17 protein-coding genes and 1 tRNA gene are annotated in these 13,425 nt (G+C 61.8%); 2 read left to right on the top strand and 16 right to left on the bottom strand.

Annotated features, from left to right (window positions below):
• Window position 1: 1 nt before the first annotated feature.
• The 15 genes from DevBK_RS12955 to DevBK_RS12885 form a co-directional block, all read right to left on the bottom strand.
• Entirely contained in the window at window positions 2–1,447 is a 1,446-nt protein-coding gene (locus tag DevBK_RS12955; RefSeq protein WP_317185755.1) for a murein hydrolase activator EnvC family protein, read from the bottom strand.
• 160 nt (window positions 1,448–1,607) lie between these two features.
• Entirely contained in the window at window positions 1,608–2,090 is a 483-nt protein-coding gene (rlmH, locus tag DevBK_RS12950) for a 23S rRNA (pseudouridine(1915)-N(3))-methyltransferase RlmH (RefSeq protein WP_317185754.1), read from the bottom strand.
• 27 nt (window positions 2,091–2,117) lie between these two features.
• Window positions 2,118–2,510: a ribosome silencing factor gene (gene rsfS, locus DevBK_RS12945; protein ID WP_082461190.1), complete on the bottom strand. Its 393-nt coding sequence runs from the start codon at window positions 2,508–2,510 to the stop codon at window positions 2,118–2,120.
• Between the two features lie 184 nt (window positions 2,511–2,694).
• Window positions 2,695–3,309, bottom strand: a complete 615-nt coding sequence (locus DevBK_RS12940; RefSeq protein ID WP_317185753.1) for a nicotinate-nucleotide adenylyltransferase — start codon at window positions 3,307–3,309, stop codon at window positions 2,695–2,697.
• A 4-nt stretch (window positions 3,310–3,313) separates the two neighbouring features.
• Window positions 3,314–4,597 (bottom strand): glutamate-5-semialdehyde dehydrogenase, encoded by a 1,284-nt coding sequence (locus DevBK_RS12935; protein WP_317185752.1) that lies wholly within the window; start codon window positions 4,595–4,597, stop codon window positions 3,314–3,316.
• Window positions 4,594–5,730: a glutamate 5-kinase gene (gene proB, locus DevBK_RS12930; RefSeq protein WP_317185751.1), complete on the bottom strand. Its 1,137-nt coding sequence runs from the start codon at window positions 5,728–5,730 to the stop codon at window positions 4,594–4,596. Before proB ends, DevBK_RS12935 begins: the two co-directional genes overlap by 4 nt.
• 305 nt (window positions 5,731–6,035) lie before the next feature.
• Window positions 6,036–7,079, bottom strand: a complete 1,044-nt coding sequence (obgE, locus tag DevBK_RS12925; protein WP_317185750.1) for a GTPase ObgE — start codon at window positions 7,077–7,079, stop codon at window positions 6,036–6,038.
• Window positions 7,076–7,615 (bottom strand): GNAT family N-acetyltransferase, encoded by a 540-nt coding sequence (locus DevBK_RS12920; RefSeq protein ID WP_062630653.1) that lies wholly within the window; start codon window positions 7,613–7,615, stop codon window positions 7,076–7,078. Before DevBK_RS12920 ends, obgE begins: the two co-directional genes overlap by 4 nt.
• Window positions 7,612–8,136 (bottom strand): GNAT family N-acetyltransferase, encoded by a 525-nt coding sequence (locus tag DevBK_RS12915; protein ID WP_317185749.1) that lies wholly within the window; start codon window positions 8,134–8,136, stop codon window positions 7,612–7,614. The genes DevBK_RS12920 and DevBK_RS12915 overlap by 4 nt, the downstream gene beginning before the upstream one ends.
• Complete coding sequence (locus DevBK_RS12910) at window positions 8,127–8,654, bottom strand: GNAT family N-acetyltransferase (protein WP_317185748.1); 528 nt, start codon at window positions 8,652–8,654, stop codon at window positions 8,127–8,129. The genes DevBK_RS12915 and DevBK_RS12910 overlap by 10 nt, the downstream gene beginning before the upstream one ends.
• Complete coding sequence (locus DevBK_RS12905) at window positions 8,651–9,181, bottom strand: GNAT family N-acetyltransferase (RefSeq protein WP_317185747.1); 531 nt, start codon at window positions 9,179–9,181, stop codon at window positions 8,651–8,653. Before DevBK_RS12905 ends, DevBK_RS12910 begins: the two co-directional genes overlap by 4 nt.
• The gene (locus DevBK_RS12900; RefSeq protein WP_317185746.1) at window positions 9,178–9,321 is read right to left on the bottom strand and encodes a hypothetical protein; all 144 of its coding nucleotides are present in this window, start codon (window positions 9,319–9,321) and stop codon (window positions 9,178–9,180) included. Before DevBK_RS12900 ends, DevBK_RS12905 begins: the two co-directional genes overlap by 4 nt.
• A 117-nt stretch (window positions 9,322–9,438) precedes the next feature.
• Window positions 9,439–9,705, bottom strand: a complete 267-nt coding sequence (gene rpmA, locus DevBK_RS12895) for a 50S ribosomal protein L27 (protein WP_061908351.1) — start codon at window positions 9,703–9,705, stop codon at window positions 9,439–9,441.
• Between the two features lie 14 nt (window positions 9,706–9,719).
• Window positions 9,720–10,256, bottom strand: coding sequence for a 50S ribosomal protein L21 (rplU, locus tag DevBK_RS12890; RefSeq protein ID WP_317185745.1), 537 nt, complete (start codon window positions 10,254–10,256; stop codon window positions 9,720–9,722).
• Window positions 10,257–10,500: 244 nt separating this feature from the next.
• Complete coding sequence (locus tag DevBK_RS12885) at window positions 10,501–11,280, bottom strand: MBL fold metallo-hydrolase (protein ID WP_317185744.1); 780 nt, start codon at window positions 11,278–11,280, stop codon at window positions 10,501–10,503.
• A 210-nt stretch (window positions 11,281–11,490) separates the two neighbouring features.
• On the opposite strand from DevBK_RS12885, the gene DevBK_RS12880 reads away from it, so the two are divergent.
• Window positions 11,491–11,580, top strand: a tRNA-Ser gene (locus tag DevBK_RS12880).
• A 49-nt stretch (window positions 11,581–11,629) separates the two neighbouring features.
• Here DevBK_RS12880 and DevBK_RS12875 read toward each other — a convergent pair.
• The gene (locus tag DevBK_RS12875) at window positions 11,630–12,007 is read right to left on the bottom strand and encodes a helix-turn-helix transcriptional regulator (RefSeq protein WP_317185743.1); all 378 of its coding nucleotides are present in this window, start codon (window positions 12,005–12,007) and stop codon (window positions 11,630–11,632) included.
• Between the two features lie 120 nt (window positions 12,008–12,127).
• Here DevBK_RS12875 and DevBK_RS12870 point away from each other — a divergent pair, with 120 nt between their 5' ends.
• Window positions 12,128–13,306 (top strand): MFS transporter, encoded by a 1,179-nt coding sequence (locus DevBK_RS12870; protein ID WP_317185742.1) that lies wholly within the window; start codon window positions 12,128–12,130, stop codon window positions 13,304–13,306.
• The last annotated feature ends 119 nt before the right edge of the window (window positions 13,307–13,425 follow it).

Raw genomic sequence — 13,425 nt, 5'->3', positions numbered from 1 at the left:
ATTATCCCGTCTGTTCACTCTGGGCCCACCAAGTTTCCGGGTCGATGGGTTGGTTGTTCTGTCGCAGCTCAATATAGAGGGTCGGCTGGGCGTTGCCAGCATTGGTGGTTACGGTCCGTCCAATTGTGCGTGATCCCATCTGGCCCAAAGGTTCGCCCATCAGCACAAACTGGCCGATATCGACCGAGATGCTGTCGAGCCCGGCTAGCAGTGCCGTATAGCCCTGGCCGGTATTGAGAATGATGATCTGGCCATAATTGAGGTAAGGCCCCTTATAGAGCACCCAGCCATCGGCGGGGGAGACCACCTGCGCCTCTGCGCGCGTCACGACCGACTGGCCCTGAGCAATACCCCCGAACCCGTCGCCGGCACCGAATTGCACCACGGTGACGCCATTGGCCGGCTGAGTCAGGTAGCCACGCGCCATCGGAAAAGGCACGGCAGGTTCGGTGCGCGCCGCATTGGCAAAGGCAACCTGAATGGCTTCAGGCGAAAGCTGCGGCATATCGGGCGACGTGGTGGCCGTCGGCGTCGTCGCCTGATTGGCGCGGGCCGAGAGTGCGTCGATCAGTTCGCGGAGGGTGCTGGCTCGCTCGGCGAGCTCGAGTGCTGCGGCTTCTTCGGTATCGAGCTGGGCGCCGACCTGTTGGATGCCTTGTTTGCGCGCAGCGATGAGTGTCGCAATGCGCAACTGCTCTTCTTCGAGCACGGCATAATTGGCCTTGAGCGTTTTCTCCTCGGCCAGCGCCTGCTCCTTGATAGTCATCAATTGCTTGAGGTCGGCCGAGACGGTCTCAGCTCTTTCGCGCAATTGTGGTACGATGGCAGCGATCAGCATGGCGCCGCGCGCCGAACCCAGGGCGTCGCTCGGATCAACCACGAGAGCAGGCGGCGGATTGAGCGAGATGCGCTCGAGCGCGGCAAGCACATTGGCGATCTCGGCATCAGCGCCATCGAGCCGGCCGCGCACTTCAAGTTCTTCGACGATGAGATTGGAGAGCCGATCTTCGACATCGGTCACTTCGATTTCGGCGAGCTTTACCCTTTGGCCTGCTGCAATCAGGGCGGCATTCTGCTTGGTGCGATCGCCTTCCATCTCGGCAATCTCTGCCTTGAGCTCGTCGATCCGTTCGCGGCTGAGCTGCAGGGTCGCTTCGACTTCGGCAAGATCGGCGGCGCTGGATGTAGCCGTGTCCGGTTCTGCAGGTGCGGCTGGATCCCCTGCCGACGGAGTGGCGGCGGGCGCTTCGGAAATGGGAACCGGTGTCGTTTCCGGCACGGCGTCCGTGGTCGCCGGCGCCGGCGTTGTGGCTGTCGGAGGCGTTGCTGGCTGAGCCGTGGACGGCGCGGGAACAGCCGTTTGTGCCAGAAGCGGAATGGCGAGACCCGCGGTCAGCAGGATGCCGCCGACCACTGCCTTGACCAAAATCTCCGGCCTCACCGGCATGTTTTCTCCGTCGCTGAGGCCGCTGGCCCCGAATCACTGACGCGCAGATTAGCAAGCGGGAAGAAAACCATAGGTTAACTCTGCTTAACCATGTTTGGTCCGGCTGTCTGCGGCCCTGCTAGACTGCGGTTGAGCTTAAACTAAGGCAGTCACAGCGATTTCAGTCGCCGCGATGATAGGGGTGGCCAGAGAGGATCGTGGTCGCGCGGTAAAGCTGCTCGGCCAGCATGATCCGCACCAGTTGGTGCGGCCAGACCATGGGCGAAAAGCTCAGCGACATTTCGGACGATCGAACGAAGTCGGGATCAATGCCATCGGCGCCGCCAATTACGAAGGACACGGCGGAACGTCCCTCATCGCGCCAACGCGCGAGGAGATTGGCAAACGCTTCCGAGCCTATGGATTTGCCGCGTTCGTCCAGCGTGACGAGAATACCATCGGGCAGCGCGGCGCGGAGACCCTTGGCCTCTTCGCTCTTGCGGGACGCAGCAGATCCGGCGCGAGACTCGTTGAGCTCCGAAACATCAAATCCCGTCAGTGCCAGCGGTTTTCCGCTCGCCACTGCTCGTTCGAGATACCGGGAGACGAGTTCGCGTTCGGGGCCGGACTTCATCCGGCCCACGGCGGCTATGGCGATACGCATGACATGCCTTCGAAGACGTCGAGCGGCCTAGTGCGCGTCAGCGGCGAAGTCGGCCTGCCACATCTTTTCGATGTTGTAGAATTCGCGCACTTCGGGGCGGAAGATGTGGACGATGACGTCGCCCGTATCGACCAGGACCCAATCGCAATGCGGCAGACCCTCGACCCGTGGCTTGCCGAAACCATTTTCGCGCAGGGCGCGGATGATCTGGTCGGCGACGGCGCCAACGTGGCGCTGCGAGCGGCCGGAAGTCACGATCATGTGGTCGGCGAGCGAGGACTTGCCGGTGATATCCACCGCCACGGTCTCTTCTGCCTTGGCATCATCGAGAATATTGAGAATGAGTTCGACGGGGGACTTTTCCGAAGACATTGTCGGAACAGCAGGGGTCGAAACGGTATCGGTGGGCAGCGCGGCCATCAGAAACGGCCTTCCGCCCATGCGCGAGCATGGGTCATGCGTTGGTTCAGCATCCTTGGTTGTTGACCGGAATATTGCGGCGTCTTGGCAAACGGCAAGCCGTTAGTTCCTGTTCCGAAGACACGATCATTGCGTTGAATATGCCCTTTCGCGGGGTTTTTCGCAAGGTCACGGTTGATTCTTGTTATTTATGCTTGCCGGCGGCGCGGATAGCGCTCGAAGACAGTGGTGATTGCCGCCCGTGCAAGTAGACCCAGGTTGGAGCCGGAAGGCTTGCAAGAATAGGTGCGTCTTCCTGATCGATCTGGGAGCGGGAAAGGGCCAGGGCAACGCGCGAGGCCAGGGCGCGGCGCGAGGAGCCGGGGCGGGCATAGACGGCGATGGGGAGCGTTGCCGCGATGTCCTGCCAGCGTTCCCAGTTGTGAAAGCCGGCGAGACTGTCGGCGCCCATGATCCAGACGAAGTGCCGGTCGGGTAGGGATTGGGCGAGAAACCGGACGGTTTGCCAAGTGTAGCGGAAGTTTTTCTGGGCCTCGAAGCCGGTGACGTGGATCCGCGGATTGGCGATCGCAGCGCGGGCGGCTTCTACGCGCTGGGTGAGGGGCGCTAGATCGTCGTGATTTTTCAGCGGGTTACCGGGCGTGACGAGCACCCATAGGGCGTCGAGTTCGAGGCGGCGGAGGGTTTCTTCCATGACCAGCACATGACCGGCATGGATGGGATTGAAGCTGCCGCCGAAGAGGCCGATGCGCATGCCGGCCGCGGACGGCGGGACGCGCGTAAAGGACTGATTGCTCAAGGGTTTATGGTCTGACTTGGCCGGTGCCGCGGACGCGATATTTGAAGGAAGTGAGCTGTTCGACGCCGACGGGGCCGCGGGCGTGCATCTTGCCGGTGGCGATGCCGATTTCGCCGCCGAAACCGAATTCGCCACCATCGGCGAATTGGGTCGAGGCGTTGTGCATGAGGATGGCACTATCGATCTCGTTGAAGAATTTCTCAACGGCGACAGGGTCTTCGGCGATGATCGCTTCGGTGTGGTGGCTGGAATAATGCTCGATATGGGCGATGGCGTCTTCGATGCTGTCGACGACTTTGACCGAGATGATGGCGTCTTCGTATTCGGTACGCCAGTCTTCCTCGGTGGCCAAAACTGTTACCATTCCGGTAGCGTTGAGCGCCGCATCGCCGCGAATCTGGCACCCTTTGGTTGCAAGGGCGTCAAGCACGGGCTTGAGGTGGGTCGAGACGACGTCCTTGTGGACGAGGAGGGTCTCGGCGGCGCCGCAAATGCCGGTACGGCGCATCTTGGAATTGAGCGTGATCGAGACGGCCTTTTCGAGATCGGCTGATCGATCGATATAGACGTGGACGAGCCCTTCTAGATGGGCAAAGACCGGGACACGCGCTTCGGACTGGACGCGGGCAACGAGCGACTTGCCGCCACGGGGGACGATCACGTCGATATTGCCCGAAAGCCCCGTCAGCATTTCGCCGACGGCGGCGCGATCGGAGGTGGGGACAAGCTGGATACCGTCTTCGGGAAGGCCCGCCTGCTTGAGGCCGAGGCGGAGGCAATCGACGAGGGCGCGTGAGGAGTGGGCGCTATCGCTGCCGCCGCGGAGGATAACGGCATTACCCGATTTGAGGCAAAGCGCACCGGCATCGGCCGTAACATTGGGGCGGCTTTCGTAGATGACGCCGATAACGCCGAGCGGGGTGCGGACACGCTCGATGTGAAGGCCATTGGGCCGGTCCCATTCGGCAATGATCGAGCCAACGGGATCGGGCAGTTCGGCAATGGTGCGCAGCGCGTCGACGATACCATTGAGGCGCGCTTCGGTGAGAAGCAGGCGATCCTGGAAGGCCTGGGTCATGCCTTTGGCACGGGCATTTTCCATGTCGAGCGCATTGGCGGCGAGGATTTCGGCCTGGTGGTCATTGACCGCCTGGGCGGCACCGATCAGGGCTGCATGCTTGCGCTCGGCACTGGCGGTCGCAAGCTTTGAGGCCGCGGCGCGCGCCTTGCGCCCGAGATCGAGCATGATGGCAGGGAGGTCGCCCGACAGGATTTCGGCTGAGATCATTGGGTCATCTCCTCGACGGCTGCCGTGAGTACCATATTGTCGCGATGGATCATCTCGGCGCGATTGCCGCTGCCAAGCAATTCGACCATCGTATTGCTGCGCTTGCCCATGACGAGGCGGGCATCCTCGCTGTCGAGCCCGGCAAGGCCACGGGCGATTTCGCGGCCATCAGGATCGAGAATAGCGAGGGCATCGCCACGATCGAAGGTGCCAGTAATTTTGGTGACACCGATCGGCAGAAGCGAGCGGCCATTTTTTAAAGCGCCCGCCGCGCCAGCATCGACCTGCAAGGTACCGGCGACGGTGAGCGTGCCCATGATCCAGCGCTTTCGCGCCTGCGCGCGCGAGCGGGCGGGGTGGAAGAGCGTATGCCGGCCGCCTTCCGTCAGGATTTTTAGCGGATGGGTTTCGGTGCCCTTGGCGATGATCATGGCGGTGCCGGCGAGGGTCGCGATCTTGCCGGCTTCGACCTTGGTGGTCATGCCGCCGCGCGAGAGATGGCTTGCGGCACCCCCGGCCATGGCTTCGATGGCCGGCGTGATGGCTTCGACCACGGGAATATGCTGCGCGTTCGGGTCTTTGGCCGGCGGGGCGGTATAGAGACCGTCGATGTCGGAGAGGAGCACGAGGCAATCGGCTTCGATCATGGTCGCGACGCGGGCCGAGAGGCGATCATTGTCGCCATAGCGGATTTCGGCGGTGGCGACGCTATCGTTCTCGTTGAAGATCGGGATGGCGCCGAGGCCGAGAAGGGTCGTCACCGTGGTGCGCGCATTGAGATAGTAGCGGCGCTCTTCGGTGATGTTTGGGGTGATGAGGATCTGACCGGTAACGATGGAATGGCGCGCGAGCGCTTCGGCCCAGGCTTGCGAGAGCGCGATCTGCCCGGCGCTGGCAGCGGCCTGGGATTGTTCGAGCGTGAGGGAGAGGGCGGAGAGGCCAAGGAGCCCGCGGCCAAGGGCGATGGCGCCCGAGGAGACGACGACGATATCGCGGCCCTCGGATTTGAGAGCGGCGATGTCTTCGGCGAGATCATCGAGCCAGGCTTTGCGCAGCTTGCCCGATTTATCGACAAGGAGAGCGGAGCCGATCTTGATGGTAATGCGGCGATAGGGGGCGAGGGCGTTGGTCATGTCAGGGTCCGCTCATCCCAACCGATTTCCCAAATGCGAATTCGGTGAGCTTCGCGCCACCTTCTCCCCGAGAGGGAGAAGAATGGTGCGGCGCATACTGTCTATTCCTCTCCCACTTGGGGAGAGGGTGGATCGCCCGCAGGGCGAGACGGGTGAGGGGGCTTGTTGCAGACACCGAGCAAGAGGAAGACCCCTCACCGACCCGGCCAAGGGCCGGGCCACCTCTCCCCAAGTGGGAGAGGAATAAGAGAGGAGGGGCTGGCCGCTCGTGCGGATATCCAGTCCAAATGCTGCGGCTTTGCCCATCAGGGGGTCCACTTTTCTTCCGTCTTGGGCGCGAGGGCCTCGACTTCTTCGGCGCGGCTTTCGTCGATGATGGAAAGGACGGCGAACAGTACTTTTTCGACGCCTTCGCCGGTGGCGCCGGAGATGGTGTGAACTTCGGCCTTGCTGGCTTTTTTGAGCGCCTTGACCTTGTCCTTGAGCTCTTCGGGCGTCAGGGCGTCGATCTTGTTGAGGACGACGATTTCGGGCTTGTCGGCCAGGACGTCAGCATAGGCGGCGAGTTCATAGCGCACGGCTTTATAGACGTGGGCGACGTCGTCATTGGTGCCGTCGATCAGATGGATGAGCACGCCGCAGCGCTCGATATGGCCGAGGAAGCGGTCGCCGATGCCGATGCCTTCGCTGGCGCCTTCGATGAGGCCGGGAATGTCGGCGAGGACGAATTCACGCTCGCCGACGCGAACGACGCCAAGATTGGGGTGAAGGGTCGTAAACGGGTAATCGGCAATCTTGGGCTTGGCGGCCGAAACCGACGCCAGGAAGGTCGACTTGCCGGCATTGGGCTGGCCGACGAGACCGGCATCAGCGATCAGTTTGAGGCGCAGCCAGATGCCCTTTTCGGTGCCCAACTGGCCGGGATTGGCGTGGCGGGGCGCCTGATTGGACGAGGTCTTGAAGTAAGCGTTGCCGAAGCCGCCATTGCCGCCTTTAAGCAGCACGACGCGCTGGCCGATTTCGGTGAAATCGGCGATCAGGGTTTCCTGGTCTTCCTCAAAAATCTGGGTGCCCTTGGGCACGCGCAAGACGATATCTTCGCCATTGGCGCCAGCGCGGTTCTTGCCCATGCCATGGGTACCGGTCGGGGCACGGAAGTGCTGGGCGTAGCGGAAGTCGATCAGTGTATTGAGGCCTTCCGAGCAGACGGCGACGACATCGCCGCCGCGGCCGCCATTGCCGCCATCGGGGCCGCCGAATTCGATGAACTTCTCGCGGTGAAAGCTGACGGAGCCGCCGCCACCATCACCGGACTTGATATAGATCTTGGCCTGATCGAGAAATTTCATGTGCGTCGTGCCTTCCAGACGCCAAGCGTCAATTGTGTGTCGATATGCTCCACCTCTGCCTCGCGCGCAAGGCAGAGGAGAGCGCTTCGTCCTGTTTCGGTAAAGCCGAGCTTGTGCTGGATGGCCAGCGAAGCCTGGTTGAAATGAAAAACGCCGGAATAAACGATCGGTGCGCGGCTCGTGGCGAAGAACCAATCGAGCGCCGAGATCACCGCTTCGGTCATGATGCCACGACCCCAAAAGGGCTTGCCGAGCCAATAGCCAATCACCGGACCAAGTGCACCGGAATGAAAGCCGATATGGCCGGCATAGCCCTGACCCTTCACGTCGATGCTGAAATTGGCATCGGCGACGTCGACGTCAACATGGCGCGTGCGGAGCCAGGCCTGGGCATCGGAGAGATAATAGGGATGCGGCACGCGCGCGAGATTGCCCGCGACGTCGAAATCATTGAGGTAATGGGCGATCGGCTCTGCATCCTGAGCGCGCGGCGCGCGGAGGATCAGCCGGTCGGTCTCGATGATGGGCAACATCATCCGCGCCACTCCAGCACAAGGAGCGGTTTGCCGCGATGACGCTCGACGACGCTCTCGGTATGTTCGATGACGGCAAAGCCCGATTTTTCGAGGACGCGTTGCGAAGCGGGGTTGGAGACCAACACCCGGGCGCGAATGGCTTCGATGCCCGTTTGCCGCGCGGCGGCAAGAAGACCGCCAACCGCTTCGGGCGCAAATCCCTGGCCCCAATGGGATTCGGCGACCCAATAGCCCAGCTCGGGCGGATTGCCATCGCTAAACTTGAGGCCGACAATGCCGATCAGCCGATCATCATCTGCGCGAGCAATGGCATAGGGCCGTTGCTCGGGGTTTTTGGCAAAACGTTCGATGAAGCCGATGCCGTGCTCGGGCAGATAGGGGAAAGGCAGGCTGGCGGTGGGCTCGACCACCTTCCAGTTATTCACGCCCTCGACAAGGGCATCGAGATCGGTCAGGACGGGCTGGCGCAGGCGCAAGCGTTTCGTGGCGATTTCTCCGGGCAGGGCATCTCTCAGGCGCATAAGTCGATCCTTTTGGCCGCCCAGGTTTGCCGGCTCAATGCGGTCGTTACATGTTCGACATTGTGCTGCAGCGCCTGGGAAAACCGCATCTCCTTGCCGGTGACGACAAAGCCGAGCTTGGTCTTGAGGCGCAGGGACGCGACATTGTTGCGGTGGGCGCTCGAGGCGATCGCCTCGTTCTTCGTTTCGGCAAAATGCCAATCGATGAGCGCGGTCGCGGCCTCGCACCCATAGCCGCGATGCCAATGGGGGCGCGAAATCCAGAAGCCCAATTCATCAACGAGCGTGACGCAGCCGATGAGGCCCTTGGTTTTGTGCTCGATGATGAAGAACGACTTTTCGGGCGTGGGTGCTGGCGCTGTCCGGAGAAAGTCCTGGGCCATGGTGAGCGTATAGGGCCAGGGCGCCGGGGTCAGCCAGCGGGCAACGGCAAATTCGCTGACGCCCAGGGCGTAGCAGGGCGCATCTTCGGGCCGCGGCGCGCGGAGGATCAAGCGATCAGTGAGGAGTTCGGTCATTCCCGATCGAGCTCCAGCCGCATGAACATGATGGACTGGCCCATGAGCGTGCCCTGCTGGTCGGTGCCTTCGCCGATCTCGATAAAGCCAAGCTTCTTGAGGACGTTTCGCGAGGGCGCATTGCTCATGAGGGCGCGGGATTTGAGGCTCGTGGCTCCGGCCTCCTTGGCCGCCGCGATCACCGCGCGGGCGGCTTCGGTGGCATAGCCATGGTTCCAATAGGCTTCGCCCAGCCAATAGCCGAGCTCCGGGGCGGTGTCCGGGCCCATGCTGAGGCCAACGACGCCGATGAACTGGCCATCAAGGGTAATGGCGAAGCACTTTTCCTGCGGGTCGGGCACGACCTCGTTGATGAAGAAAAGCGCGTCGTCTTCGCTATAGGGGAAGGGCAGGCGCGACATGACGCGATGGACCCGCTCATTATTGGCGAGTGCGGCAATGCGCGGGACATGGGTGAGGTCAGGCGGGACGAGAACCAGACGCTCGGTCGATATCCGTTCAGGCAGGCGGTGCTTGAGCGCGATCATCTGGATATGTCCCTGAGGCACGATAGACCGACGACGCTGACCGACCATTTGGTCGAGATCACGGCATTTTGGGTGGTGGCCATTGCTGCAGCGGCGGCTGGGCGGGCGGTGGCGGCGAGGCGGCGGGCAGCAATGGTCATGAGATTTCTCCAGAAACGAAAAGGGGAACCGGTTGGCCGGTTCCCCTTCGCTGTTCTGGTGTGTCGCCAAACGCTGCCGGGGAACTGGTCACCGGCGGGTTGGTCAGGCCTGCCGGATTATTCGGCGGCCTCTGCCGGGAGGACAGACACGTGTACTTTATTGTTCGCGCGGGTGCGGAACGCCACGGTGCCATCGACCAGAGCAAAGATCGTGTGATCCTTACCGAGGCCAACACCGGTGCCGACAGCCCACTTGGTGCCGCGTTGACGGATGATGATGTTGCCGGCGATGACAGCTTCGCCACCGAACTTCTTCACGCCGAGACGACGGCCAGCGGTATCACGACCGTTGCGGGATGAACCGCCTGCTTTCTTATGTGCCATGGTCTAGCTTCCTCTTATTCCTGATCGGCCTTGGGAGCGGCCTTCTTGGCCGGGGCCTTCTTCGGCTTGTCAGCCGTTTCGCCTTCAGCGGCAGCGGCCTTCTTGGGCGCAGCCTTCTTCGGAGCGGCCTTGGCTTCGGTTGCGTCCGTGGCATCAGCCTTGGGAGCCGACTTCTTGGCCGGGGCCTTTTCGGTCACGGAGTCGGTGGTGTCGGCCTTGGCAGCAGCCTGGATCGTCGGCTTGGCGCCGCCGGTCAGGATTTCCGTGACGCGCACGGTGGTCAGCAGCTGGCGGTGACCGTTGCGGCGACGCGAATTGTGGCGACGGCGCTTCTTGAAGATGATGACGGTCTTCTGCTTCTTGGTCTCGACCAGCTCGGCAGCAACGAGTGCGCCTTCCACCAGCGGAGCACCAATCACATCGCCAACCATGAGGACTTCGTCAAAGGTGACGATGTCGCCGGCTTCGGCGTCGAGCTTTTCGATCTTGATGACGTCATTGGCAGCAACCTTGTACTGCTTGCCGCCCGTCTTGATGACTGCAAAAGTCATATGCACAACCGAACGTTTTTGACGCCCGGTCCCTTTTCTGTCGCGCCCTGCGGCACCGCGGCTTTCATGCCAGCTTTTTCGCGGTTTTTACGGGTGTAGGCCAAGATTTTGGCCGGCAGCCTCGAGCAGCGTTTTCAAACAAAACCAGCGCACAGGTTGGACCGGTGCGCGTGGGATCGGGGGCTTATCGTGAAAAAGGCCGGAAGAGTCAAGCGCCGTATGGGATTGAACGGCGCCTGAAAGGTCAGCCTTGCCCGTTGGGATACCAGTTGCGGAGGCGCACTTCGGTGTGGTCGCCGACGCCGGTTTCAAGCGGGGAGAGATCGCTCTCGCCATAGTGGTAGGGATAGACGATGCCCGGCTTGAAGGTGTTGATCGCCTCGACGGCCTGGTCGGGGGTCATGGTATAGGGCAGGTTCATCGGGAGGAAGGCGACGTCGATGTCGGTCAGGGCCAGCATCTCCTCGGTCGGCTCGGTGTCGCCGGCGATGTAGATCTGCTTGTCGCCGAGGGTCAGCACATAGCCATTGCCGACGCCGACGGGGTGGTAGTTCATGCGGTCGGCGGTGGTGTTGTGCGCGGCGATGGCCTTGAGTTTGATGCCATCGAGTTCGCCATCTTCGCCATTGGCGATGGATTTGGCATTGGCCTTGAGGGCTTCGGGCAGCTTGTCGAAAACGTCCTGATTGGTGAGAAGCGGCACGGAGCCGGCGATGGCTTCGAGCGTCGGCACGTCAAAATGGTCGCCATGGCCGTGGGTGATGAGGATGGCGGTTGGCTTGGGCAGGGCTTCATAAAGGGCCGCGCCGCCGACGGGATCGACATAGATGACCTTGCCACCCCATTCGAGGACGAGACTGGCATGTTCGACCGGGTGAATGATCAGGTCGCCTTCGCTGGTGGCGATGGTTTCGGGCATGGTTTGATCCTGGGCTGTGGCAAAGGTGGGGGCCAGGAGATTGGCGGCAAGTCCGGCCATTGGCAAGCTGGCGAGACCGGCAACCACAGAGCGGCGCGTGAACATCGGGTTCTCTCTCAAATGTGACACTATTTGACGGAACCTCAACGTGATAGCGCGCGATAAGATCGGGCAGCACGAGATTGTTATCAGGCAAGGACCCGCGCGTTTCTGTGCGTGCACTCAACAAGGGGTGTTGCAGCCCGGCGCGGCCTATGCCATAAGCCGCCCCGTATCGACCGGCCGGGAGTTTAAACACTCCCTTTTCGATCTCGCGGAGAGATGGCAGAGCGGTTGAATGCACCGCACTCGAAATGCGGCATGGGGGCAACTCCATCGGGGGTTCGAATCCCTCTCTCTCCGCCAGTTTCCTTCCCACACTTTTGCAATTGCGACCCTGAAGTCGGCTCTACGCTTATGATGTGCCGACCTCGGCTAGCTGTGCGTGCGTCAGAACGTTGCCATCGCGGCAGGCGAAGGGCAGGTGGCGTGTCGTGGCGACGATCGTATCGAGAAAGCCCGGGAAACGCGCGTCGAGATCCACGCGGCGCAGGGTCACGAAGCGTTTGGTGCCTTCGGGGCGCACATGGACCACGCCGGCCTCGCGCAATTTGGCGAGGTGGTAGCTCAGCGAAGTCTTCGAGCCGAGATCGAGAAACTGCCCGCAGGTCATGGCATTTTCTTCGTTGCGCGCGAGATGGCCGATGATGGCGAGCCTTGTCTCGTCACCCAAGGCGGTCAGTACATTGGCCAAGGTGATCTGTTCGGTATCGGGGTGCGGAAGGAAGGTCATGCCAAACACGTAGCCCATCTTTAGACCGTATTCAATGTTCAAGAACTTTTGAACTTTCGCTTGACAGGTTTGGTAATAGAGGTCCAAAGGTTCAATGAATTTTGAACTATGGGTTTCATCATGGATATCCGTTTGATCTGGCTTGCCGTCGGCACCTTCGCCATCGGCGCAGAAAGTTTTGGCATCGCCAGCCTCTTGCCGCAGATCGCCGAGTCGACCGGCGTGTCGCTGACCCAAGCAGGCTATCTCGTGCTGGTCTTTGCCCTCGCCAATGCGTTTGGCGCGCCGGTGCTCGCAGCGCTGACGGGGACGGTCGATCGGCGCCGCACGCTGACGGTGGCCGCGCTGGTCTTTTCTGCTTCCGCCTTGGGTGCCGCGCTCTCGCACGGCTACTTTGATCTGATGGCGGCGCGGGTCCTCATGGCCTTCTCGGCCGGGCTTTATAGCGCTACGGCGCAAGCGACCGGGGTCGCGATCGTGTCGCCCGATCATCGCGCGCGTGCCATTTCAGTCATCGTTGGCGGTACGACCATGGCCGTGGCTTTCGGCGCGCCCCTCGGCGCCTTTGTCGGCGGCGCGCTCGGGTGGCGCGGCGCGTATTTCATGGTGGCGGGCTTTGGTATCGTGGCGGCCCTTGCCCTATGGGTCATGCTGCCCGCAGGCCTTCGTGGTGCGCCACTGTCGCTGCGGCAGCGGGTTGGCGCGATTGCCTTGCCCGGTGTGCCCCCGGCTCTTCTGACCACCTGGCTGACCATGACCGGGGCCTTCGTCATCATCATCTACCTCGCCTCGATCACGACCCAGAGCGTGGGACTGCCAAAGAGTCTGGTGCCTGCAGTTTTGCTGACATTCGGCATCGGCGCGGCGATCGGCAATTTTATCGGCGGGCAGTTGGCAGATCGCCTTGGGCCAAACCGGACCATCTTGGGCACCGTCACCCTGATGGTGGTGCTGCAGCTCGCTATTTCCGAGGTGACCGTGCTGCCGACCACGGTTGCGGGACCGGTGTTCTTTGGCGTCGTGTTTCTATGGGGCGTCGCAGGCTGGGGGTTTTTCCCGCCGCAGTCGAGCCATTTGCTCAGCTTGTCGCCGGCCAGTGCGCCACTCGTGCTCTCGCTCAATGCGTCTGCGCTTTATCTGGGCATTGCCGCAGGGTCGTTGATAGGTGGATTGGTGCTGCAGTTCGGTACGGTCAATGATCTCGGTTGGGTTGGTGCCCTATTTCCCGCTGTGGCGCTGGCACTGTTCGCTTTGCGGGCGCAGATGCGTCCTCGCCCGGCATTCAGCCGATTTGGCTAGTTTCACGATTGACGGACGGGTTTGATGATCGAGGCGAAAGCCTCGGTCATCATCGCTCGTGAACGCGTATGACTTACTGACGATCGCCCGCGTTGTCCCAGCGCCTGAGTCCGGACGCC

The sequence above is a fragment of the Devosia sp. BK genome (assembly GCF_032907385.1).
Taxonomy (GTDB): domain Bacteria; phylum Pseudomonadota; class Alphaproteobacteria; order Rhizobiales; family Devosiaceae; genus Devosia.
This window is presented reverse-complemented; position numbering and strand designations above follow the sequence as displayed.

Excerpts from the sequence above, each read along its gene's own strand:
- DevBK_RS12955 (WP_317185755.1), bottom strand. The coding sequence starts at position 1,447 with ATGCCGGTGAGGCCGGAGATTTTGGTCAAGGCAGTGGTCGGCGGCATC.
- rlmH (WP_317185754.1), bottom strand. The coding sequence starts at position 2,090 with ATGCGTATCGCCATAGCCGCCGTGGGCCGGATGAAGTCCGGCCCCGAA.
- rsfS (WP_082461190.1), bottom strand. The coding sequence starts at position 2,510 with ATGGCCGCGCTGCCCACCGATACCGTTTCGACCCCTGCTGTTCCGACA.
- DevBK_RS12935 (WP_317185752.1), bottom strand. The coding sequence starts at position 4,597 with ATGATCTCAGCCGAAATCCTGTCGGGCGACCTCCCTGCCATCATGCTC.
- proB (WP_317185751.1), bottom strand. The coding sequence starts at position 5,730 with ATGACCAACGCCCTCGCCCCCTATCGCCGCATTACCATCAAGATCGGC.
- obgE (WP_317185750.1), bottom strand. The coding sequence starts at position 7,079 with ATGAAATTTCTCGATCAGGCCAAGATCTATATCAAGTCCGGTGATGGT.
- DevBK_RS12920 (WP_062630653.1), bottom strand. The coding sequence starts at position 7,615 with ATGATGTTGCCCATCATCGAGACCGACCGGCTGATCCTCCGCGCGCCG.
- DevBK_RS12915 (WP_317185749.1), bottom strand. The coding sequence starts at position 8,136 with ATGCGCCTGAGAGATGCCCTGCCCGGAGAAATCGCCACGAAACGCTTG.
- DevBK_RS12910 (WP_317185748.1), bottom strand. The coding sequence starts at position 8,654 with ATGACCGAACTCCTCACTGATCGCTTGATCCTCCGCGCGCCGCGGCCC.
- DevBK_RS12905 (WP_317185747.1), bottom strand. The coding sequence starts at position 9,181 with ATGATCGCGCTCAAGCACCGCCTGCCTGAACGGATATCGACCGAGCGT.
- DevBK_RS12900 (WP_317185746.1), bottom strand. The coding sequence starts at position 9,321 with ATGACCATTGCTGCCCGCCGCCTCGCCGCCACCGCCCGCCCAGCCGCC.
- rpmA (WP_061908351.1), bottom strand. The coding sequence starts at position 9,705 with ATGGCACATAAGAAAGCAGGCGGTTCATCCCGCAACGGTCGTGATACC.
- rplU (WP_317185745.1), bottom strand. The coding sequence starts at position 10,256 with ATGACTTTTGCAGTCATCAAGACGGGCGGCAAGCAGTACAAGGTTGCT.
- DevBK_RS12885 (WP_317185744.1), bottom strand. The coding sequence starts at position 11,280 with ATGTTCACGCGCCGCTCTGTGGTTGCCGGTCTCGCCAGCTTGCCAATG.
- DevBK_RS12875 (WP_317185743.1), bottom strand. The coding sequence starts at position 12,007 with ATGACCTTCCTTCCGCACCCCGATACCGAACAGATCACCTTGGCCAAT.
- DevBK_RS12870 (WP_317185742.1), top strand. The coding sequence starts at position 12,128 with ATGGATATCCGTTTGATCTGGCTTGCCGTCGGCACCTTCGCCATCGGC.